The 22747-nt window shown below is 43.4% G+C and carries 24 protein-coding genes; 11 read left to right on the plus strand and 13 right to left on the minus strand.

Annotated elements, in window-relative coordinates:
- Nucleotides 1-98 precede the first annotated feature (98 nt).
- The 4 genes from Q9R21_RS12865 to Q9R21_RS12880 form a co-directional block, all read right to left on the minus strand.
- Nucleotides 99-1241 carry an HRDC domain-containing protein gene (locus Q9R21_RS12865; RefSeq protein ID WP_311204636.1) on the minus strand — a complete coding sequence of 381 codons (1143 nt, stop codon included), beginning with the start codon at nt 1239-1241 and terminating at the stop codon, nt 99-101.
- Between the two features lie 178 nt (nt 1242-1419).
- Nucleotides 1420-2016: a recombination mediator RecR gene (gene recR, locus Q9R21_RS12870; RefSeq protein WP_005247207.1), complete on the minus strand. Its 597-nt coding sequence runs from the start codon at nt 2014-2016 to the stop codon at nt 1420-1422.
- Between the two features lie 13 nt (nt 2017-2029).
- Complete coding sequence (locus tag Q9R21_RS12875) at nt 2030-2359, minus strand: YbaB/EbfC family nucleoid-associated protein (protein ID WP_004278699.1); 330 nt, start codon at nt 2357-2359, stop codon at nt 2030-2032.
- Between the two features lie 28 nt (nt 2360-2387).
- Nucleotides 2388-3575: an O-succinylhomoserine sulfhydrylase gene (locus Q9R21_RS12880; protein ID WP_311204637.1), complete on the minus strand. Its 1188-nt coding sequence runs from the start codon at nt 3573-3575 to the stop codon at nt 2388-2390.
- Nucleotides 3576-3717: 142 nt separating this feature from the next.
- On the opposite strand from Q9R21_RS12880, the gene Q9R21_RS12885 reads away from it, so the two are divergent.
- The 10 genes from Q9R21_RS12885 to Q9R21_RS12930 all read left to right on the plus strand — a co-directional run bounded on the left by Q9R21_RS12885 (nt 3718) and on the right by Q9R21_RS12930 (nt 11793).
- Nucleotides 3718-4815 (plus strand): alpha/beta fold hydrolase, encoded by a 1098-nt coding sequence (locus Q9R21_RS12885; RefSeq protein ID WP_004645261.1) that lies wholly within the window; start codon nt 3718-3720, stop codon nt 4813-4815.
- A gap of 69 nt (nt 4816-4884) precedes the next feature.
- Nucleotides 4885-5757 (plus strand): NAD(P)-dependent oxidoreductase, encoded by an 873-nt coding sequence (locus Q9R21_RS12890; protein WP_005266232.1) that lies wholly within the window; start codon nt 4885-4887, stop codon nt 5755-5757.
- An 87-nt stretch (nt 5758-5844) separates the two neighbouring features.
- The gene (locus tag Q9R21_RS12895; RefSeq protein ID WP_005266231.1) at nt 5845-6114 is read left to right on the plus strand and encodes a YARHG domain-containing protein; all 270 of its coding nucleotides are present in this window, start codon (nt 5845-5847) and stop codon (nt 6112-6114) included.
- Between the two features lie 31 nt (nt 6115-6145).
- Entirely contained in the window at nt 6146-6559 is a 414-nt protein-coding gene (locus Q9R21_RS12900; RefSeq protein WP_004278705.1) for an HIT family protein, read from the plus strand.
- A gap of 303 nt (nt 6560-6862) precedes the next feature.
- A complete protein-coding gene (locus Q9R21_RS12905; protein ID WP_311204638.1) occupies nt 6863-7996 on the plus strand; it encodes a porin in 1134 nt (377 codons plus the stop codon).
- Nucleotides 7997-8440: 444 nt separating this feature from the next.
- The gene (gene cydP, locus Q9R21_RS12910; RefSeq protein ID WP_004645265.1) at nt 8441-8632 is read left to right on the plus strand and encodes a cytochrome oxidase putative small subunit CydP; all 192 of its coding nucleotides are present in this window, start codon (nt 8441-8443) and stop codon (nt 8630-8632) included.
- Complete coding sequence (locus Q9R21_RS12915) at nt 8632-10218, plus strand: cytochrome ubiquinol oxidase subunit I (RefSeq protein ID WP_191112111.1); 1587 nt, start codon at nt 8632-8634, stop codon at nt 10216-10218. Before cydP ends, Q9R21_RS12915 begins: the two co-directional genes overlap by 1 nt.
- Nucleotides 10215-11360, plus strand: coding sequence for a cytochrome d ubiquinol oxidase subunit II (cydB, locus tag Q9R21_RS12920; RefSeq protein ID WP_071320015.1), 1146 nt, complete (start codon nt 10215-10217; stop codon nt 11358-11360). The genes Q9R21_RS12915 and cydB overlap by 4 nt, the downstream gene beginning before the upstream one ends.
- A gap of 25 nt (nt 11361-11385) precedes the next feature.
- Nucleotides 11386-11487, plus strand: coding sequence for a cytochrome bd-I oxidase subunit CydX (cydX, locus tag Q9R21_RS12925; protein WP_004278713.1), 102 nt, complete (start codon nt 11386-11388; stop codon nt 11485-11487).
- A 3-nt stretch (nt 11488-11490) separates the two neighbouring features.
- Nucleotides 11491-11793 carry a cyd operon YbgE family protein gene (locus Q9R21_RS12930; RefSeq protein ID WP_004278714.1) on the plus strand — a complete coding sequence of 101 codons (303 nt, stop codon included), beginning with the start codon at nt 11491-11493 and terminating at the stop codon, nt 11791-11793.
- Nucleotides 11794-11945: 152 nt separating this feature from the next.
- Here the strand turns inward: Q9R21_RS12930 and rodA are convergent, their stop codons facing one another.
- From rodA to Q9R21_RS12960, 6 genes are all read right to left on the minus strand, one after another.
- The gene (gene rodA / locus Q9R21_RS12935; RefSeq protein ID WP_004645269.1) at nt 11946-13085 is read right to left on the minus strand and encodes a rod shape-determining protein RodA; all 1140 of its coding nucleotides are present in this window, start codon (nt 13083-13085) and stop codon (nt 11946-11948) included.
- Nucleotides 13086-13197: 112 nt separating this feature from the next.
- Nucleotides 13198-13911 carry a 2-C-methyl-D-erythritol 4-phosphate cytidylyltransferase gene (ispD, locus tag Q9R21_RS12940; RefSeq protein WP_311204639.1) on the minus strand — a complete coding sequence of 238 codons (714 nt, stop codon included), beginning with the start codon at nt 13909-13911 and terminating at the stop codon, nt 13198-13200.
- Entirely contained in the window at nt 13880-14272 is a 393-nt protein-coding gene (locus Q9R21_RS12945; RefSeq protein WP_004645271.1) for a septum formation initiator family protein, read from the minus strand. The genes ispD and Q9R21_RS12945 overlap by 32 nt, the downstream gene beginning before the upstream one ends.
- 7 nt (nt 14273-14279) lie before the next feature.
- On the minus strand, nt 14280-15569 hold the full coding sequence (gene eno, locus Q9R21_RS12950) for a phosphopyruvate hydratase (RefSeq protein WP_311204640.1): 1290 nt from the start codon (nt 15567-15569) through the stop codon (nt 14280-14282).
- Nucleotides 15570-15628: 59 nt separating this feature from the next.
- Nucleotides 15629-16486 carry a 3-deoxy-8-phosphooctulonate synthase gene (gene kdsA / locus Q9R21_RS12955; RefSeq protein ID WP_004278721.1) on the minus strand — a complete coding sequence of 286 codons (858 nt, stop codon included), beginning with the start codon at nt 16484-16486 and terminating at the stop codon, nt 15629-15631.
- Between the two features lie 32 nt (nt 16487-16518).
- Complete coding sequence (locus Q9R21_RS12960) at nt 16519-18159, minus strand: CTP synthase (RefSeq protein WP_004278723.1); 1641 nt, start codon at nt 18157-18159, stop codon at nt 16519-16521.
- 225 nt (nt 18160-18384) lie between these two features.
- On the opposite strand from Q9R21_RS12960, the gene Q9R21_RS12965 reads away from it, so the two are divergent.
- Nucleotides 18385-18807 carry a hypothetical protein gene (locus Q9R21_RS12965; protein ID WP_370940779.1) on the plus strand — a complete coding sequence of 141 codons (423 nt, stop codon included), beginning with the start codon at nt 18385-18387 and terminating at the stop codon, nt 18805-18807.
- 56 nt (nt 18808-18863) lie between these two features.
- Here the strand turns inward: Q9R21_RS12965 and Q9R21_RS12970 are convergent, their stop codons facing one another.
- The 3 genes from Q9R21_RS12970 to Q9R21_RS12980 form a co-directional block, all read right to left on the minus strand.
- Nucleotides 18864-19976 carry an alpha/beta fold hydrolase gene (locus Q9R21_RS12970; protein ID WP_311204641.1) on the minus strand — a complete coding sequence of 371 codons (1113 nt, stop codon included), beginning with the start codon at nt 19974-19976 and terminating at the stop codon, nt 18864-18866.
- 70 nt (nt 19977-20046) lie between these two features.
- Complete coding sequence (locus Q9R21_RS12975) at nt 20047-20457, minus strand: nuclear transport factor 2 family protein (protein WP_005100041.1); 411 nt, start codon at nt 20455-20457, stop codon at nt 20047-20049.
- A 181-nt stretch (nt 20458-20638) separates the two neighbouring features.
- The gene (locus tag Q9R21_RS12980; protein WP_311204642.1) at nt 20639-22663 is read right to left on the minus strand and encodes an NADPH-dependent 2,4-dienoyl-CoA reductase; all 2025 of its coding nucleotides are present in this window, start codon (nt 22661-22663) and stop codon (nt 20639-20641) included.
- Nucleotides 22664-22747 lie beyond the last annotated feature (84 nt).

The following is a 22747-nucleotide window of genomic DNA, read 5'->3' on the forward strand; positions in this document are numbered from 1 at the left end:
AAGGATACATCAAAAAAAAGACAGAAACATTAGCCACGTCTCATGCATCAGTCGTGATTTTGTATAATTGCTTTTTCTTTAACCAATCCTGTAGCCAATCACTCGCTGACTTTCATCTGGGTAGACAGATAAGATTCATCCTGATGCAATACCTGAATCAGTGGCTGAGTCAATAACTCATAGCGCCAGCCAAGCAGATAATCCGGCAGATCCTGCTCGTCCTTATGGAAAACCACATGCTGATACAAGGCATTCAGCCATTTCTTACGCATCAGGACTTCTTTCGGAATTGAGGTTTCATTGACGACGTTCTGAATAACTGAATCAATTTTTTCACCGATATCTTTGGAAGAATGGCGAATTGGACGTGCCAGACGTAAAGGCCAATTTTCCGGCTCCGGCAGGAATTTCAGTAAATCTAAAATGGTTTTTCCATGCTCACGAACCACATTCGAACGAATGTCTTTCACATGACTCAGCTGGAAATTATTGCGCGGGAACTTTTCCACCAGATCAATCATGCTGGCATTTTTTAAAATAAAACTGCGTGGTTGATTCAGTGCCTTGGCAATCTGATCGCGCCAGACCATCAATTGCTGCAATTGCATCAGCTGACGGCGTGAATGCCGGTAATTGCCGACATCCTGATACAACAAGGCGGTTGGGGTATCTTCGCCAATTTCCTGAGTCAGAAAACGGCAATCTTGCAAGGCAAAATCCAGCAGATCTTTCGAATCCAGATCCTGTTTAATTTTCTCTGACAGTTGCACCAGATAATGCACATCATTGGCAGCATACAGCAACTGTTCGGAACTGAGTGGACGCGCCAGCCAGTCAGAACGGGTCTGGTCTTTTTCGATATCGACTTCCAGCATCTGCTTCAATGCATTTTGATAGCTGACTTGCAGACCATGCCCCAAAAATGACATGCCAACTTGGGTATCAAACACATTACTCAGCGATTTCTTCTGGGTATAGTGATAGATCAGATCGATATCTTCACTACAGGCATGAAAAATATTCTGCTGTGCGTTAAAAATTTTATTAAGGAACTCAGTCAGATCCAGCGTGGTTCCATCCAACAAATAGACCTTGTTGTCTACGTTAATCTGAAAAACACCCAGCTTAGGCCATAAGGTATCAACCTTGATAAACTCGGTATCCAGCCCATACACTGAATTCTGATCCATCAGCTTCAGTACATGAGTTAAGTCGTTTTGATGTTGAATAAATTGAAACATAGAACTGAGTCTAAGATTAGATTCTCGATAGATCCATATTAACTGATCTATAGAATTTTTGTATAAAAAATAACGCCAATTCTGCCCTATTTCCTAAAAAATGGCGCTTACTTATCAGGTTTTATATTCTAATTAATATCTTTTTTATATTAAAACTAACAAGATATTTAAGCTTAACTTACTTCATGCGCATCCGGTTATGTACTGCCTGACTCAAGGTATGACTATCGACATATTCCAGCTCACCACCTTGCGGTACGCCCTGGGCAATTCGGGTCATCTGGATCGGCAAATGTTTACTGGCCTCAACCAGATAATGCGCCGTGGCCTGTCCTTCTACCGTGGCATTGGTCGCCAGAATCACTTCTTTCACCTGACCATTGGCCAAACGATGCAATAAGTAGGGAATACCGATTTCTTCTGGTCCAATACCATCGAGTGGTGACAGATGCCCGCCCAATACATGATATTTACCTCTGAAGCTGCCACTTTGCTCAATCGCCATGACATCTGCAGGTGATTCCACTACACAGAGCAACTCATCATCGCGATCCAGCGAAGTACAGATATTGCAGACTTCATCTTCGGTCAGAGAATGACAGACTGAACATTCATGAATGTGATTGGTGGCTTCAGTCAGTGCATGTGCCAGACCAATAGCACCCTCACGATTTTTCATGATCATATGCAATGCCATACGTTGAGCCGATTTCGGCCCAACGCTTGGCAAAATGCGTAATGCTTGAACGAGTTGATCAAAACGATCACTAAACATTGCGCATTCTTCCTTAGAACATACCTGCAAGACCAGGCGGTAAACCCATACCTGAGTTCGCTGCTTTCATTCTTTCGTCAGATACCACTTCTGCCTGACGTGCTGCATCATTCATTGCTGCTGCAATCAGGTCTTCGATCATGTCTGGATCATCCTGAAGTAATTCAGGATTGATTTCGATACGCTTCACTACGTTACGGCAAGTCATGGTTACTTTCACCAGACCGCCACCCGCCTCGGCATGCACTTCAGTTTGCGCAAGCTCTTCTTTGGCTTTTTTTACGTTGTTTTCAACTTCTTTCTGCATGCGCTGAGCTTGCTGCATCAACATGTTAATGTTCATAAATATCTCCGAACATAAATTTATAAAATTAAATCAGGTCTAAACCGCGACGAATATCCTGGATAATATCACCAATCTCTTCCAAACCAACAGATACGCGAATCAAACCTTCGCGAATACCGGCAGCTTCTTTGGCTTCAGGCGACAATTTACCATGTGTCGTGGTTGCCGGATGGGTAATGGTCGATTTCACATCGCCCAAATTACCGGTAATCGAGATAAACTGGGTATTGTCAATGACAGTCCACGCTTCCTCACGGCCACCTTTGACTTCAAAAGACACAATACCGCCAAAACCGCTCTGCTGTTTTGCTGCCAGTTCATGACCGACATGCTCAGGCAGGCCCGCATAATATACTTTTTCTACTTTTGGATGCTGATTCAAAAAATCAGCCAGTTGCTGAGCACTTGCTGAATGTTCACGCATACGCAAACGTAGTGTCTCCAAGCCTTTCAGGAAGACCCAAGCATTGAATGGGCTCATTGACGGGCCTGTGGTACGCACGTAGCCGAAGATTTCTTCTAGTAACTTGTGATTACCTACGACAGCACCACCCAAGGCGCGGCCCTGACCATCCAGATATTTAGTCGCAGAATACACTACCAGGTCTGCACCAAATTTGATTGGTTGTTGTAACACCGGTGTACAGAAGCTGTTATCAATCGCCAGTAAAGCATCATTGGCATGCGCAATATCAGCGAGTCCCTGTATATCGGCTACTTCCGCTAAAGGATTCGATGGAGATTCAACAAAGAGAATTTTTGTTTCAGGCTTGATGGCATTTTTCCATGCATCAAGATCGGTCAAATCAACGAAATCAACGCTGACGCCAAATTTTGCGACATATTTTTCAAACATGGAAACCGTAGAGCCGAAGACAGCACGTGAACAGATCACATGATCACCCGCTTTTAAAAAAGCCATCATCACTGCCATAATGGCTGCCATACCCGAACTGGTGGCGACGGCGCGCTCTGCACCTTCAAGTGCAGCCAGACGCTTTTCAAACATGGCAACGGTCGGATTGGTAAAGCGAGAATAGATATTGCCCGGCTCCTGGCCTGAGAATTTAGCTGCGGCTTCTGCAGCATTTTCATACACAAAAGACGATGTTAGAAAAATCGGTTCGCCATGCTCACCTTCAAAAGTGCGGGTATGACCGGTACGAATGGCTAAAGTTTCTAATTGGTAAGAAATATCGTCTTGCTGGCTCATCGCTTTACCTCAGCCCTCAGGCTGCCTTTTGTAAAAATTTGCCAACATTTTGAGCGCCTAAGCTATTTCAGGTCAAGGCATAATAAGCGATTATTGCTTAGACTTCGATCAATCCTCCCGCGGATACGGATATTTTATTTACATGATTCAGTTAAAACAAAACTTTCAGCGCCAGCAAAAAAAATTGAAACACCTCAGCACCCGGGTGTTTAATGCCTCCTCACTGATCCTGTCGCAAAAAACCCCTTTTGAATATATTGCCGGCACCGAGTTTTGCAAGATTCGTTATTACGCTTCACCTGAGAAAAAATATAAGGAGCCTCTGGTTTTCATCGCACCGTTAGCCATTAATATGGATATCTATGATCTGTATCCTTATCGCTCTCTGGTCAAGCATTTTCAGCATAGCGGTTTTGATGTCTATCTGGTGGAATGGAAACGCTTTAACTTTAAGCACCGTCACCTGAATTTTTTATCTTTTATCGATGCAGCCATTCCTCAATCCATTGAAACCATCTGCAAGCATTCAGGCAGTCAGTTCATTTCCTTACACGGGTGGAGTATGGCTGGGGTGTTTGTCACGCTCTATACAGCCCTGCATTCGCCTGAACATGTCAAGAATCTGATCGTGGTGGGCAGTCCTATCGACAGTTATGCGTCAGGACGTGTCGGCAAACTTTTTTCTACGACCAATAAACTGATTTCTAAAAATAAGAATTTGCAACAAGCCATTCATCAAGGACTGATCCCGAAGCAATATATTCATACGCCGGGTATTGTAAATGCCTTGGGCTTTAAATTACTTGATCCGATTGGCTGGCTCAAAAGCCAGAAGCAGTTTTTGCTGAATCTGGATCATGTCGAAGATGTCTATGAACATGCCACCATGGGGAATTTCCTGAACAAGATGATCGATTATCCGGGCGGGATTAATCAGGACATGGTTCTGCATTTATGGCTGCAAAATCCTTTAAAATACGGTTCTATCACTTTAGATGGTCGTATTGTTGATCTTAAAAATATCAGCTGCTCCCTATTGGTAGGTGCAGGTCAAACCGACCAGATTGTCACAGAACAGTCAGCTAAGCCTTTGATGGAATTGACAAGTAGCCAGGATAAGACGTTTACTCTTATACCGGGTGGTCATCTTGGACTCATGTCGAACCAGAAAACAGCCAATACATTCTGGCCAAAAATGACGACCTGGCTGGTGCAGCGCTCCACACGTCTTGATGCTTAAAGCAGATTTCTCGCACCAGAAAAATATTAAAAATTATCAATAGATTTAAACATATTCAGAGGGTACAGCATGATTCAATCAGTGGCATTTATCGGCTTAGGTGCAATGGGTTTTCGTATGGCTGCACATTTGCCCAAGCATTTTGATACGGTCTATGTCTGGAACCGCAGCTTTAACAAGGCTGAAGAGCATGCTGCCGAATATGGCACCCAAGCCGTCACACTGGAACAGGCCGTACAGGCAGATGTGATTTTTTCTTGCCTGCCCACCAGCGCTGATGTAGAACAACTTCTGGAAAATTTACCGCTTAAATCCGGTTCAGTCTGGGTCGACTGCACCAGTGGTGTACCAGATTCTGCCCAAAAACTGGCAGCACAACTGGCTGAACATGGGGTAATCTTTCTGGATGCACCGGTCAGTGGCCAAACCGTTGGTGCTGAAAATGGCACTTTAACCGTGATGGTGGGTGGTAATGCAGAGGGCTATGAAAAAGCCCTTCCTGCAATGCAGGCATTTGGCAAGCTGATCAAGCATGTCGGTGAATCTGGCGCAGGTTTTGCAGTGAAGGCCGTAAATAATATGTTAATGGCTGTAAACCTGTGTGCCGTTGCTGAGGGCTTTACTACCTTGAAAGCGCATGGGGTAAACCTGCATGAAGCACTGGATTGTATTAATGCTTCAAGTGGTAAAAGCATGGTGACTGAAACCGTATTGCCACAGCGTATTTTAAACCGCAGTTTTCCTGTAACCTTTGCCCTGCCACTCTTGGCCAAAGATACAGGTATCGCAATCGACCTTGCGCGTGAAGCCAAACTTTCTGCACCTGTGTTATCTTTAACCCAGAATCTGATTCAGGCAGCCAGCGACCTGTCGGATAAAAACAGTGATTTTTCCAGTGCTGTGAAAATGTATGAATCATGGAGTAATATTACCATCGAGTAATATCTCGCCATTGAATAATGATAACGAAACCTCATATTGTGACTATATAGGCAGGCACATATAGTGGTTAACCCAGAGGAAACTCTCATGAAAAAATTTTTTGTTGCAGCAGTGATTGGCTTTGCAACTTTGTTCGGGGCTTCAACATCGGTTCTTGCATCTGAACAAGAGTGCAAAAAATTGAAAAATGATCATGACGTGATTTATGCGTCTAAAGGTTTCTGTTTCAAAGATCCTGAAGCAAAAGCCAAGTTTGGTAATGACAATTGCTATACAACCAAGCCAAAATTCTCGGAAAAAGAGCAACAACGTCTTGACGCGATCAAAGATCGTCAGAAAGAATTGAACTGTAAATAATTCAGTTTAATGACGCTCAAGGAATGTACTTATGACTTATGATGATCAGAATATTTTTGCACGAATTCTACGCGGTGAACTTCCTGCGATAAAAGTGTATGAAGATGACCAGGTTCTTGCATTTATGGACATCATGCCTCAGGCAGAAGGTCATACCCTGGTTGTTCCGAAAACACCGGCGATCACTTTACTGGATCTACCCCCTGAAGCTGCAGCCTATACGATTCAGATCGTACAGAAAGTTGCAAAAGCCATTGAAAAAGGTTTAGGTGTGGACGGTATCGTGCTGATGCAATTATCAGGTGCCGCAGCGGGTCAGACCGTACCACACGTACATTTCCATCTGGTTCCTACCTCTTTGCACAATCTGGGCAAACATGCTGCCCAGATGGGTGATCAGGAAAAAATTAAAGCGCTGGCTGAAAAAATCAAAGCTGCACTTTAAGTTTAACTGAATAAAAAAATGGAGCTTCGGCTCCATTTTTTTATTCTACTTAAAGCATAAAACTTTAGAAATAAATGCGAATCATTAAGATAATAGCAACCAAATTATCTTTAAATACAAAAAATTGAATGTGTAATATTACAAAACTTACAAAATACAACATTTAACAGATTTGAAATATTTCCTTAATCTTACTGTCTTATTTGTAATCGATACTTGGCACCAATAGAGCGGTACATGTTTCAACACATGACTGAAACTTGTTTTAAGACGATGAATAAAAAGTCTTTATTGGAGCAACACATGAAAAAAACGTTATCTGCATTAGCAATTGGGGCAACAATTTTAACACCAGTCATGGCAGCTGCTGCTGACGTTAAAATTTATGGTCGTGCACACGTTTCTTTAGATTATCTGGATGATGGTAAAGACTATAATGAAGTTGCTTTATCATCAAACGCGTCACGCCTTGGCTTTAAAGCTGAACAACAATTAGAAAATGGCATGACGGCTTTTGCTCAAATCGAACAGGAAATTAACTTTGCAAGTGGTTCTGCAAACGATGATGTTGAATTTGCAACTCGCGATACTTTTGTTGGTTTAAAAGGTGATTTCGGTCAAGCGCGTATCGGCCGTTTTGACAGCCCATTCAAAGTAGCACGTGGCCCGGTCAACTTCTTTGGTGATATGGTCGGTGATGTTCGTAACGTCACACGTGCTGGCAACTTGCGTTTTGATGAACGTAATAACAATACCATTGAATATAAATCACCTAAGTTTGGTGGCGGCTTTAATGTTTTAGCAGCACTTTCTTTACACGAAGGTAATAGCCCTGATAGCGTGTCAACGTCTTCACCAAAAACTACTGTAATTGAAACTGTGAATGGTCCAGTAACAGTAGTCGTACCGGGAACCACAACTACTACCAATAAAGATAATCGCGATGATAAAGCATACGACCTCGCCTTAACCTATAAAGAAGGTAAAGTTGATTTTGCTGCTGCCTATGAACATTATGAAGAAGATGCAGGTCGTGGCGAACGCGATGGTTTCCGTATTGCTGGTGCCTACAAAATCACTCCTGAATTCAATCTGGGCGGTTTATACCAATTCCTTCAACATGATAATTCTGAAGCAAACCCAGATGCACAAGTATTTGGTGTAGCAGCTGACTATAAATTTGCACCAAAAACATATCTACGTGGTCAAGTGTTCCAACGTGATGTAGATGCAGATGATGCGAATGCAACATTATTGGCACTTGGTGTTGAACACCGTTTAGACAAAACAGTACGTGTATATGCAAACCTGGCAACTGTACTAAATGATGAAAATTCAAACTTAACACCATGGGCACAAGCGCGTACAAACAACGTAGGCGGTACACGCGGTGAAGATGCAACCGGTCTTTCTCTAGGCATGCGTTACGACTTCTAAGACCAGTCTCCCTCACAAAGTTTAAAAAGAACATGCCTCCAGCATGTTCTTTTTTTGGCGTGTTTTTATCAGTATAAATATGATGAGAAAGATTGTGATACTGATATTCAACTCTTATAAAACCAACCAATTTAGTTTGATTAATTTTATTCTTCATTTTAAAACCAAGCATTTTAATCAGATTAAAAAATAGAAAAAATATTAATCCAACCAAAATAATCTACATTAAAATATATAAATATAAGCATTTTAGTCGGATTTAAAAACCAATAAAATTACATAAAATAATAAAAAATATTTAGAATAAATTTTAACTCATATAAATATATATTTATTATTTTCAAATACTTATAAATATATATTTATTTAAACTGTATCGTCTATTTATTTTTTAGTTACAATAGATTAATAATATATAACAAGTCATATAACAGGCTTAGTCGAATGAGCTTAGTTCCCAAAAATCTAAACCAGAGAGTAGTTAGAGAAATAACTGCCATTTTAATTATCAAGGTTATTTTACTGATGATCATTAAAAATATCTGGTTTGATGCACCTACGATTCCTAAAAATTTTGACAACCAAGTCGCCGAGCGTATCGCCGGCAATCCTTCCCAAATCCAGGAGACACGTTGATGATTTCTGAAAGCGTGGTCGATCTCTCGCGGTTCCAGTTCGCCATGACCGCGATGTATCACTTTATTTTTGTTCCACTGACTTTAGGCTTGGCTTTTTTGCTTGCCATTATGGAAACCACCTATGTGATTTCCGGCAAAGAAATCTATAAAGACATGACCAAGTTCTGGGGAAAACTGTTTGGTATTAACTTTGCCTTAGGGGTAACCACAGGCCTGACCATGGAGTTCCAGTTCGGAACCAACTGGGCTTATTACTCGCATTATGTCGGTGATATTTTTGGTGCACCGCTGGCGATTGAAGGTTTGATGGCCTTCTTCCTTGAATCGACCTTTATTGGCTTGTTCTTCTTTGGCTGGGATCGCCTGTCCAAAGTGCAACATCTGGCAGTGACCTGGCTGGTAGCTTTAGGTTCGAACATGTCTGCGCTGTGGATTCTGATCGCCAATGGCTGGATGCAAAACCCGGTTGGTTCTGTATTCAACTACGAAACCATGCGTATGGAAATGGTGGACTTTGCTGCTCTGATATTTAACCCGGTTGCTCAGGTTAAATTCGTACATACAGTGTCTGCAGGTTATGTCACAGGTGCCATCTTCGTCCTGGCTATTTCAAGTTACTACATGCTGAAAAAACGTGACTTGCCTTTTGCACGCCGTTCTTTTGCCATTGCAGCCATCTTCGGGCTTGCTTCTACACTTTCAGTGATTTTACTGGGTGATGAATCAGGTTATGAGCTGGGCGATGTACAAAAAACCAAACTGGCAGCGATTGAAGCAGAATGGGATACTCACCCTGCACCTGCACCATTTACTTTGTTCGGTATTCCGAATAAGGAAACCATGACTACAGATTATGCAGTGAAAATTCCTTATGTAATGGGTCTGATTGCTACACGTTCTACGACTGAACAAGTTACAGGTATTAAGGACCTGCTGGTTCAGCATGAAGCGCGTATCCGTAATGGTATGGTGGCCTATTCGCAACTGGAAAAATTACGTGCTGGTGATCAGTCTCCAGAACTGAAAACCGCTTTTGAAGAAAGCCAAAAAGACCTCGGTTACGGTCTGCTGCTGAAGAAATACACGCCAAATGTCGTTGATGCCTCTGAAGAGCAAATCAAAGCAGCTGCTAAAGATACCATTCCACACGTACCAAGTCTGTTCTGGGCCTTCCGTGCCATGGTTGCTTCTGGCTTCTTGATGCTACTTCTATTTGCACTGGCAACTTTTGCGGTAGCAAAACGTAATGCTGAAAACAAACCATGGTTATTGAAATTTGCATTATTTGCACTTCCTCTGCCTTGGGTTGCTGCGCAAACTGGCTGGTATGTGGCAGAAGTAGGTCGTCAACCTTGGACCATTGGTGAGGTATTACCGACGCATCTTTCAGCATCAAGCTTAAGTACAGGTGATGTCTGGGGTTCAATCCTTGCATTGGCAGCATTCTATACCGTGTTACTGATTATCGAGATGTATCTGATGATCAAGTTCTCACGTCTTGGCCCAAGCTCACTGCATACCGGTAAATACCATTTTGAAAAGCTTGCAGCTGCAGAGAAGGCAAATGAGGAGACTCACGCATGATCGAATATGAATTATTAAAAATCATTTGGTGGGTGCTGGTCGGCGTATTGCTGATTGGCTTTGCCCTCACCGATGGCTTCGATATGGGCTCCATGGCGATCATGCCATTTGTGGGCAAAAATGATAGCGAGCGCCGTGCAGCGATCAATACCATTGCCCCGCATTGGGACGGTAACCAGGTCTGGTTTATTACTGCCGGCGGTGCTTTGTTCGCTGCCTGGCCAATGGTCTATGCAACCGCCTTCTCTGGCATGTACTGGGCACTGTTGCTGGTACTGTTTGCCCTATTCCTGCGTCCGGTCGGTTTTGACTATCGCTCAAAACTGGAAAATACCAAATGGCGCAATTCATGGGACTGGGGTCTAGCCATTGGTGGTGCAGTGCCTGCATTGGTCTTCGGTGTGGCATTCGGCAACATGTTCCTGGGTGTACCATTTACTTTAGATGAAACTGTACGTTCTACTTATACTGGTAGCTTCTTTGCCCTGCTGAATCCGTTTGCGATTGTCTGTGGTCTGGTCAGTTTATCGATGCTGTGTGCACATGGTGGTGCATGGTTAATGCTGCGTACTGATGGTGACCTACGCCAACGTTCTGCCAAAGCAACACAAATCATGGGACTAGTGTATTTAGCAACTTTCCTGGCAGCCGGTGCATGGTTGTATTTTGGTGGCATTCAGGGCTATACCTTAGTTACACCTTTTGATACCAATGGTGTTGCCAACCCGCTGGCCAAAGAAGTATTGACCAATGCCAATCCAGGCTGGATGAATAACTACTCGACGTATCCAATCACAATGGCTGCTCCAATTGCCGGCATTTTGGGTGGCTTGATCATTGTCTTGGCAGCTAGTAAAAACAAAGCAGGCTTGAGCTTCCTGGGTTCATCTCTGGCTGTCATCGGTGCCATCCTGACTGCTGGTTTTGCCCTGTTTCCTTTCCTGATGCCTTCAAGCATTAACCCGGTTGCAAGTCTGACCATGTGGGATGCGGTATCTAGTAAAAATACCTTAACAGTCATGACCGTTGCTGCATGTATCTTTGTTCCACTGATCCTGATCTATACCACCTGGTGTTACTACAAGATGTGGGGCGTGATTACCAACAAACACATTGAAGATAATTCACATAGCCTGTACTAAGGCTATGTCTTAAGGAGAGACAACTATGTGGTATTTTGCCTGGATTCTGGGTGTACTGATGGCATGTTTTGCCAGTGTGATTGCTGCCATTTACATGGAACAACACCAAGACCTGGATGAGGAATAAAACATGACCGAAGCTGCGCTTGAGAAAACCGTTGTAGACAAGAAACCAAACAAATTTGCGATGATGATTTCCTGCCTATTGGCTTTTCCTCTCGCAGCCGTGTTATTGGTTCATCCTTCTGCAATGCTGGATGCCAACGGTGAATATAGCCATAGTGCCATGATGTATATCATGATTGGTATTTCTGGAGGCTTTGTCCATGGTGTTGGCTTTATGCCGCGCCACTGGTTCTGGAAATGGTTGTTTAGCCCTTTCCTAGCATGGCCTTTAATGATCTGGGGTTATTACACCTGGTTTCTCAGTTAAAGTATGAAATTAAAAAGCCCTCATTTGAGGGCTTTTTAATTTCATACGAATTCTAAAATATTCTTCTTTTTTCTTCTGGCCAAAACAGGATTTTTAAAACAACTTATTTTAAGTATATAAAAAGCCGGAACCAGTCCGACTTTTAGAATGACTTATCGATGAGTATGAATCGACATCACAATGCCCATCCCGGCCAGCATGGAAATCACTGCCGTTCCACCATAACTCATGAGCGGTAATGGATCTCCAGTTACAGGTAAAATCCCGCTCACCATGCCTGAGTTTAAAAATACAAAGAAGAAGAAAGTCAGTCCCATGGCTCCAGCATATAAACGGCCAAAGTTATGAAAGCTGTTTAAACCAATCATCAGACAGCGAATAATAATGGCAGTGAATAAACTAAACAGCAGGAAAACGCCGATAAAACCGAATTCTTCGGCATAAGTCGACATAATAAAGTCAGTATGATGTTCAGGCAGATAACCTAAATGTGATTGGGTACCTTCAGTATAGCCTTTGCCCGTGGAACCACCTGAACCAATCGCAATTTTGGACTGGATGATATTCCAGCCTGCACCCAAGGCATCCGATTCCGGATCAAATAACGTGGTAATACGTTTTTTTTGATACTCTTGTAGCACGAACATCCATGCAGCCGGAGCTGCCACAGCTACCGCCGCTGCTGCACCACCAATCAAACGCCACGACATCCCACTTAAAAATAGAACAAAAATACCAGGAATTACCAAGCCAATGTTCAAGTCAGGCTGAAGTGCCACCAAAACAAATGGTACGCCCAATAGAATCAAAGCCCCGACAATATGCAAAAATTTGGGAGGAAATGGCTTACGTGCAAAATACCATGCCATCATCAAAGGCATGGCAAATTTCATCACCTCACTCGGTTGCATGCTTCCCACCCCTGGCAAGGTAATCCAGCGGGTTGCACCCAAACGTTTTTCACCAATCACAAAGACCAGAAGCAGCATGAAGATCCCGAAGGCATACAGGTATGGACTAATCGCCTGATAGACTTTCGGTGGAATCTGCGCACAGATAAACAGCAGCACAAAACCAATTCCAAAACTGATCGCCTGACGCACCACCATGCCAGAGTCTTCGGATGTCGCGCTATACACCACCATTAAACCCAGGATTGCATTGAGAACTAGAAAGCACAATAACCAGGGATCAAGGTGCAACTTGGTCCATCGAGATGAATCTTGCGGGTTAATACTACGTCCATCACGCAAAGAGTGACGTAAAAACCGATACTGCTGTGAAGGTATCATTGGCCAAAAGGTGAAAAAGAATGATGGCAAAATTATAAGTGAAAGCTATAGCGAATAGATCGCTATAGCCAGATTTATTCTGCTTTTATTTAAATATTATTTGAATATATTTTTAAGCCTGAGCCTGTAAAATCAGCTTGGCCAGTTCCAGATCGTCCGGATAGGTAATTTTAATATTATCGGAACGCCCTTGTACTACACTCACCTGTTCGCCGATATGTTCCAGCGCACTGGCTTCATCAGTAATCGTAGCACCATCTTGCAAAGCCTGCTCAATCGCCCGTTTCAACACACCTAGCTTGGCCATTTGTGGTGTTTGTGCCTGCCATAGCATTGAGCGATCCACTGTTTCCTCAATATCAAAATTGGTTACTACACGCTTAAGTGTATCTCTTACTGGAATCGCCAGAATCGCAGCCTGATCATTTGTAATCGCCGTATTGACTAACTGTTGCAGACAATCCAGACCGACACAGGGACGCGCCGCGTCATGTACCAGCACCCACTCATCTTCAGAAGCGATTTGAGATAAATACGTGAGTGCATTTAACACGGAATTCACCCGCTCGGCACCGCCCAGACAGAAATGGGCTTTCTCTTGACTGGAAAATGGCAGCATTTTTGCCACGTTGTCCTGTGCACCAATCGCCAGGACATAACCCATCAAAGGCAGGTGATTCAGACGAGCCACCGTATGTTCAAGAACAGTTCGCTCTTGAATCATCTGATATTGTTTCAGTTCTGTTTTAGAGAAACGGCTACCGGAACCTGCAGCTGGAAGAATGACCCAAAGTTTAAGGTGTGGTTGGTGCTTCAGCTGACTCATTGGTTCGCAGGTCTACTTTAGAATTAGGATTAAGATAGATCGGTTTATATTGAGTACTGATCGTGCTCATTTGAATAAAAGTTTCGCGTGGCTTAATCAGACCAAGATCTAAACGCGCATGTTCTTCGATGGCTTCAATACCATTCTTCAAATCATAAACTTCTGCTGCCAGAACGCGATTACGCTCTTTTAGCTCATCATTCAATTCCATTTGTTGTTGGATTTTCTGGGTCAGTTGCTGATGATCATGATAACCACCTTCACCAAACCAGTATAAATATTGAAACCCTGCGATCAAAATGATCGCAAGGCCCAACAGTACTTTACTCGCAGTCGAGTCGAATACATTTAACATTGACATAAGTCGCTTAGTTCAAACCTTTGAACTCAGCTTTACCGCGATATGCAGCATTAGTCAATTCTTCAATACGAAGTAATTGATTATATTTCGCTACACGGTCAGAACGGCAAAGTGAACCCGTCTTGATTTGACCCGCTGCTGTACCTACTGCAAGATCAGCAATCGTTGAATCTTCAGTTTCGCCTGAACGGTGTGAAATTACCGTAGAGTAACCATTTTCTTTCGCAAGGTAGATGGCATCTAAAGTTTCAGTCAAGGTACCGATCTGGTTGTATTTAATCAGAATAGAGTTACCCACTTTTTCGTTGATACCACGCTGCAGGATTTTCGGATTCGTTACGAACAAGTCATCACCTACCAACTGGATCTTGTCACCAAGAATTGAAGTCAGGTAAGACCAGCCTTCCCAGTCAGATTCGTCCAGACCATCTTCAATCGAGATAATTGGGTACTGGTTTACAAGACCTGCTAAATAGTCAGAGAACTGGTTGCTTGTGAACGCTTTGTTGCCTTCGCCCGCAAGAATGTATTGACCATTTTTGTAGAATTCTGAAGATGCACAGTCAAGCGCAAGCATGATGTCAGAACCTGCTTTGTAGCCAGTTTGACCAATTGCTTCAAGAATAACCGTAATTGCTTCTTCGTTTGAACGTAAGTTCGGTGCAAAACCACCTTCATCACCTACCGCAGTGTTTAAACCTTTTTTGTTTAAAACTGATTTAAGTGAATGGAAGATTTCAGCACCGGCACGTAGCGCTTCAGAGAATGAAGTGAAGCCTACTGGCTCAATCATAAATTCTTGAATATCGACGTTGTTGTCTGCATGTGAACCACCATTGATGATGTTCATCATTGGTACAGGCATGGTTAGAATCGTTTGACCGCGAAGATCTGCGATGTATTGGAAAAGAGGAATTTTCTTTTCTTCAGCAGCAGCGCGAGCAGCAGCCAAAGACACTGCCAAAGTTGCGTTTGCACCTAGTTTTTCTTTGTTTTCAGTACCGTCAAGCGCGATCATCGTGTTATCGATGTCTTTTTGTTCGAATACTGATTTACCGACCAAAGCGTCACGGATTAACGTATTTATGTTATTTACCGCAGTTTTAACGCCTTTACCTAAGTAACGCGCTTTATCGCCATCACGAAGTTCTAAAGCTTCACGAGAACCAGTTGAAGCACCAGATGGTGCACATGCACGGCCAACTACGCCAGATGCTAAGATTACGTCTGCTTCGATGGTAGGGTTACCACGAGAGTCCAAAATTTCACGTGCACGAATGTCAACGATTTGGCTCATGAACTATTCCTCAGTTGATTAATATGAGCTGCCTATACGGCAGCGCAAGAGTGATAAACTCAGTGTGTATCTAACTTTTCGAAACCTTTAACCAAGGTATCCAATTCTTTTAGCTGTGCCAGGAACGGCTCAAGCTGAGACATGCGCAGCGCACATGGACCATCACACTTGGCTTTTTCCGGATCTGGATGTGCTTCCAAGAACAAGCCTGCAAGACCCGTTGCCATACCCGCACGTGCAAGCGTTGTAATTTGCGCACGACGACCACCGGCAGAATCTGCACGGCCGCCTGGGGTTTGTAAGGCATGGGTTACATCAAAGAACACCGGGACATTCATTTCTTTCATGATGTCGAAGCCCAGCATGTCTACAACCAGATTGTTATAGCCAAATGCCGAACCGCGTTCACAAATGATCAGCTTGTCATTTCCGGCTTCCAGACACTTATGCAAAATATGACGCATTTCGTGTGGAGCCAGGAACTGGGCTTTTTTGATGTTGATGATCGCATCGGTTTTTGCCATTGCTTCAACAAGATCCGTCTGACGGCTTAAGAAAGCTGGCAATTGAATAATGTCTGCCACTTCTGCAACAGGAGCCGCTTGGTACGGCTCATGCACATCGGTGATGATCGGTACATTAAAGTGTTTTTTAATGTCAGCTAACCACTCGAGACCTTTTTCCAGGCCAGGCCCACGGAAAGAGTTCAGGCTTGAACGGTTGGCTTTATCAAAGCTGGCTTTGAACACATAAGGAATGCCCAAACGTGTGCAGATATCGACATAAGTCTCTGCGATTTCAAAAGCCAGGTCTTTAGATTCAAGTACATTCATTCCGCCGAATAATACAAATGGCAAATGATTTGCCATTTGTATATCGCCCAAACGTACAATTTCTTGTGGTTTTAATTGCGACATTTAAACTTCCCTAGTTGTGTCCTACGCACCGATTATTTGGTTTTTTGGTACTGCTTTTTCGCAGCATCAATGAAACCGGCAAACAATGGGTGACCATCGCGTGGCGAGCTGGTAAATTCCGGGTGGAATTGTACTGCAATAAACCAAGGATGTGCAGGAATTTCAACAGTTTCTACCAAATGCTGTACCGGAGAATAACCAGAAATCTTCATGCCTTTTTCTTCCAGCACTGGGATATAACGGTTGTTCATCTCGTAACGGTGACGGTGACGCTCGATGATTTCTTCAGAACCATAAACTTCTGCAGTTTTAGTCCCTGCAACCAGTTCAGATTTTTGCGCGCCTAAACGCATCGTGCCACCCAGATCAGAATCAGCAGAACGTTGCTGAACTTCACCACGCTCATCTAACCATTCAGTAATTAAACCAATCAATGGAGATTTGGTTGAACGGTTAAATTCAGTCGAGGTCGCGTCTGCAATACCAGCAACATTACGTGCGTATTCGATCACAGCCAACTGCATACCCAAGCAAATACCGAGGAACGGCACACCGTTCTCACGTGCGAACTGAATCGCCTTCATTTTGCCTTCAGTACCGCGCTCACCGAAACCACCAGGAACTAGAATCGCATCAGCATCTTTCAATACTTCTGCTACATCTTGGCCTTCAAGCTCTTCAGCGTTTACGTAGTCAATCTGAACTTTCACACGGTTTTGAATACCCGCATGTAAAAGTGCTTCGTTGACAGATTTGTAAGCATCTGGAAGTTCAACGTATTTACCGACCATTGCAACACGTACGGTGTATTCAGGGTTCAGTAATGCTTCTACAACGTTATCCCAATCTGTTAAATCAGCTTCAGGAAGATCGTTATAACCAAAACGTTCACAGATTAAATCATCAACATTTTGTTCGTAGAATGTACGTGGAATCTGGTAGATCGAACGTGCGTCTTTACATACCACAACGGCACGTGCTTCAACGTTGGTAAATAATGCAATCTTACGCGTCGTATCTGCATCTACATCGTACTCTGTACGACAGATGAGAATGTCTGGCTGAATACCAATCGACAGGAGTTCTTTAACAGAGTGCTGTGTTGGTTTGGTTTTTAATTCTGCTGCAGACTTAATGTATGGGAGTAACGTTAAGTGCATTAACATGGTACGTTTATGACCAAGTTCAACCATTAACTGACGTACAGATTCCATGAATGGGAGAGATTCAATGTCACCTACAGTACCGCCGATCTCTACGATCGCAACGTCATAACCTTCGCCTGCACGAAGTACACGCTCTTTGATATTGTCAGTAATGTGTGGAATAACTTGAACAGTACCGCCTAGATAGTCACCACGGCGTTCTTTGTTTAGAACATCCTGGTAAACACGGCCTGATGTGAAGTTATTTAGTTTGGTCATTTTCGCACGACGCAAGAAACGTTCGTAGTAACCCAAGTCTAAGTCTGTTTCAGCACCATCTTCTGTAACAAAAACTTCACCATGCTGGAATGGGCTCATTGTCCCTGGATCGACATTAATGTATGGATCCATTTTTACCATGGTCACTTTTAAACCACGAGCTTCTAAAAGTGCAGCAACAGAAGCAGCTGAAATACCTTTACCTAGTGATGAAACTACACCACCAGTAACGAAAATAAAATGGGTCATTGGGTTTCTCGTACAATCGAGCCTAAATCGGCCTGCAATGTTGCGCAATTTTACTTTACCTTGTACCTAGAAAGCAAAGTCAATCCGCATCAATTCAAAGAACAATAAACAATTGACTATTCTAACAGCAATTCCTATAAAAAATTACAGTAAGTTCATATGATTTCTATCTTGCATTTTGCTGCTATAATAGTGTATCCACTCCACACTTTTATGTTTGATGCAATGATGATGAAGAAACTTTTAATCTCCACCCTAATCCTGACTGGCCTGACATTAACTGCGTGTGTAAAAAAAGAAGCACCAAAAGAAGAAGAGCAAGTAGAAGTTACTCCAGCATCTGAAATCTCGACTCCAGAACCAACGCAATTTGAACCGCTTGAACCTGTAGAGCCAGCGGCAATTGAAGAGGAAGTAGCGCCAACGGTTGAAATTCAACGTGAGCAAACTGAAAACACCACGACTGAAATCCGTCGTGAAATCAAAAAACCAGAAACTACTGAGCCGGCACCAGTGCCTGAAACCCGCGAAGAACCTGCGTCAAAGCCTGCTGCGACCACACCTAAAACCAATTCAAATCCAGAAAACAAGTCTGAGGATGATGCGGTTGCTGACGCAATTGCCGCAGCGATGCCAGCACTTGACTAATTACAGTATCATTCATCAAAAAACCCAGCAGATGCTGGGTTTTTTATTGGAACTTTTTAAGCGGATACTGTTGTCGGTGCACGAGATAAGTGAATCAAATAGTCTGCCATTAGTCGGGTAGCCCAAGATTCGGTTTGCATCAAGCCCTGATAAAAGCCGCAATGACTGCCTTTTTTGGTGGTAATCACCATAATATTAGACATCGCCCGAATTTTTTCTTTATAAGGTTCTAAATTTCGGATGTGACAAACCGGATCATCCTCCGCATTTAAAATCATCAGTGGGATTTTGACACTTTCAAACACATAAATCGGATTGGTTGCCTGAGTATAACTGGCATAATCCGCAAATCCGGCCAGTTCAAAATAAAGTTTTTCAAATTCAGACAGATCTTTAACTTCTAATAACTGTTTCCAGCTTGGGCAGACCTGCCAGGTTTCCTGATAAGGATGAATAAAGCGCTTAATCAGTTTTTTGGCCATGACTTTACTGTAAAACGGATGCACATTGGCAAAACCGGTTTCAGTGTTATAGCCAGGGCATAAGGCAAAAGCCGCTTTGAGTGGGGTTTGTTCACCTTCTTCGCCCAGATAACGCACTAACAATCCCGTACCCGCAGAAGATCCAACCCCATAGAGATCGGACTGAGGAAATCTGTCCTGTATATACAAGAGCTGCTCACGCAAATCCTGAGTTGAACCAAACAGGTTCATTTTAGGCACAGGCATGGGTAAGTCTGCATGACCACGGCGTAAACACAATGCCACACGCCAACCGGTATGTTTATGCAGATCACGAACCAGTTCACGCATCGATTCAGGAGAACCGGTTATCGTATGCAATAAAACAATGGTAGGGGTATTTGCAGGAAGATCCAGTCCATACCAGGCAATACCGGTAATTCCGCCATCTGACATTTTCAGCTGTTCAAGCGCGTCATATTTCAGCTTAATGGTACGTTTTTTAATTAAATCGAAATATAGAATATGTGCGTGTGCATTAGCTAACCACGGCGTAGGGCGATATTTTTGTTGCAGCTGCGGTAAGCGTTCAATGAGTCCCGAAAATACACCATTCGGATTGTAATACAGGGTCGGCTCGTCTGCTCCGCTGAAACGATCCAGATATTCCCTGGAAAGCTGACCCAATTTTTTAAGCAACATTTTCATCTGTCATCCCCCTCTAGTTGTACTAGCTGTGATTTACAAATTTCATGCCGACTTGAATCAATAGTTCGAATTAAGTTTTAGCTTGGAATGATTGCATCCGCTGGCCCATCTGTACAGCCAAGGCCTCAAGTCCGGACTTAGGTCGAATCATGACTTCAAAATCAATCATCTGACCCTCTTCATTAAACTGAATCATGTCAACTCCCTTTAGTTTTTTATCGCCCACATTGGCAGAAAACTCAAGTACGACATTGTTACCATCTTCACTTATAAATTCACGGTGATAAGTGAAGTTTTCAAAGACTTGAATGACATTGGTCAAAATAAAAAATACCAACTGTTTTCCAGGATAAGGCTGAAAAGCCACAGGCGAACGAAATACCACTTCTTCAGCAAGCAGCTCATTCAAGATCGACATATCACGGCTTTCTAGCATCTCATGCCAGCGTGCAATGGATTTTTTGGTATTTTCGATGGTCATTTTGAATTCCTTTTTTGTTATTAAAAAATTAATCTCCCTCACCCCAGCCCTCTCTTGCACTTCGTTTAAAGCAGTACTTTAAACTCGTTCAGGGAGAGGAAGATAACACTTTTTATACCGATTTATCCCTCTCCTTTTAGGAAAGGGTCAGGGAGAGGTTAATAAAGTTTGGCTTTTTAAATTAAATCACCGCCGCCAATTCAGCACCCTGACGGATGGCACGTTTGGCATCCAGCTCACCTGCTTCTTTCGCCCCACCAATCAGATGCACATTTTTACCCGCCGCTTTTAGCTCATCAAACATGGCGGTATAAGATTCCTGACCAGCGCAAATGATCACGTGATCGACTTCTAGTACCGCAGGTTTGTCATTTACGATTATATGTAAGCCCTGATCATCAATTTTTTCATAATTGGCGCCCGCAATCATTTTTACATCACGGTGTTTTAAACCAGTACGATGAATCCAGCCTGTGGTTTTACCCAAACTTGCGCCGACTGAAGCGGCTTTACGTTGCAATAAATAAATTTCACGTTGCGGTTTTTCTACATTTGCAGCTTTTAAGCCACCGACATTTTCATAGTCAGTATCAATACCCCATTCATCATAGAATTTTTCCGGATTGATACTGCCACTTTCTCCTTCATGACTCAGGAATTCGGCTGTATCAAAACCAATACCGCCTGCACCAATAATGGCAACTCGCTGACCCACTGGCTTACGCTCTTTCAGAACATCCAGATAAGACAGTACTTTTGCATGAGCAATGCCCGGAATCTCAAGCTGACGCGGTGTCACGCCTGTTGCCACCACAATGTCATCAAAGTTTGACTGAGCCAGTTCTTCCAGACTCGCCTTATGGTTCAGCTGCAATTTAATACGTGGCTGTAATTCAATCTGGCGTTTGAAATAACGCAAGGTTTCATAAAACTCTTCCTTGCCTGGAATGGTCTTGGCAATATTAAACTGCCCACCAATCTGAGCAGCGGCTTCAAATACCGTCACCTGATGACCGCGATTTGCCGCATATACAGCAAAACTTAAACCTGCAGGACCTGCACCAATCACGGCAATATTTTTTGCCACATTGGTTTCTTTAAAAATGAGCTCTGTTTCATAACAGGCACGTGGATTGACCAGACAGGTGGCAATTTTCATTGAGAAAATATGATCCAGACAGGCCTGATTACAACCAATACAGGTATTGATCTCATCGCTACGACCCTGCTCCGCTTTCAGAACAAACTCCGAATCAGCCAGCATTGGGCGAGCCATAGAAATCATATCAGCATCACCAGATGCCAATACATATTCAGCCATTTCCGGAGTATTAATACGGTTTGAAGTGATTAAAGGAATCTTCACCTGACCTTTCAGCTTACGCGTGACCCAAGTGAAGGCTGCACGTGGCACTTTGGTGGCAATCGTCGGAATACGCGCTTCATGCCAGCCAATGCCAGTATTGATAATGGTCGCACCAGCTTTTTCAATTTCTTTGGCCAACTGGATAACTTCTTCCAGAGTTGAACCGCCTTCGACCAGATCCAGCATAGACAAGCGATAAATAATGATAAAGTTCTCACCGACCATTTCACGGGTACGGCGTACGATTTCAATCGGGAAACGGATGCGGTTTGCATAGCTTCCGCCCCACTCATCATCACGATGGTTGGTACGTGCTGCAATAAACTCGTTAATCAGATAGCCTTCCGAACCCATGATTTCTACACCGTCATAACCGGCATATTGAGCCAGCTTGGCACAATTGGCAAAATCATCAATGGTTTGCTGCACTTCAGCCGAAGTCAAAGCATGCGGTTTGACTGGATTAATCGGTGCCTGAATTGGAGATGGCGCGACATTTTCAGCCTGATAAGAATAACGTCCGGTATGCAGAATCTGCATGGCAATTTTCCCGCCCGCCTCATGTACGGCCTGGGTAATTACCTTATGCTTTTCAGCTTCTTCAAGAGTGTCAAGTTTGGAACCACCATGAAACGTCACCCCATGATCATTTGGTGAAATCCCGCCGGTGACGATTAAAGCGACTCCACCTTTGGCACGCTCTGCATAGAAAGCTGCCATCCGATCATATCCGCCGGGTGCCTCTTCAAGACCAACGTGCATGGAACCCATTAACACGCGGTTTTTAAGCGTGGTAAAACCCAAGTTCAATGGGGCAAGTAAATGCGGATATTTAGACATTTCAACTCCTGAGCGTGCGTTTAGGCTGGCTATTGTTTTAGCAACTGGCAGTTTGATCCCTCAAACTTTCCAGTTTAATGCAAC

Origin of the sequence: Acinetobacter sp. RG5, assembly GCF_031844265.1 — a bacterium.
Lineage (GTDB): Bacteria > Pseudomonadota > Gammaproteobacteria > Pseudomonadales > Moraxellaceae > Acinetobacter.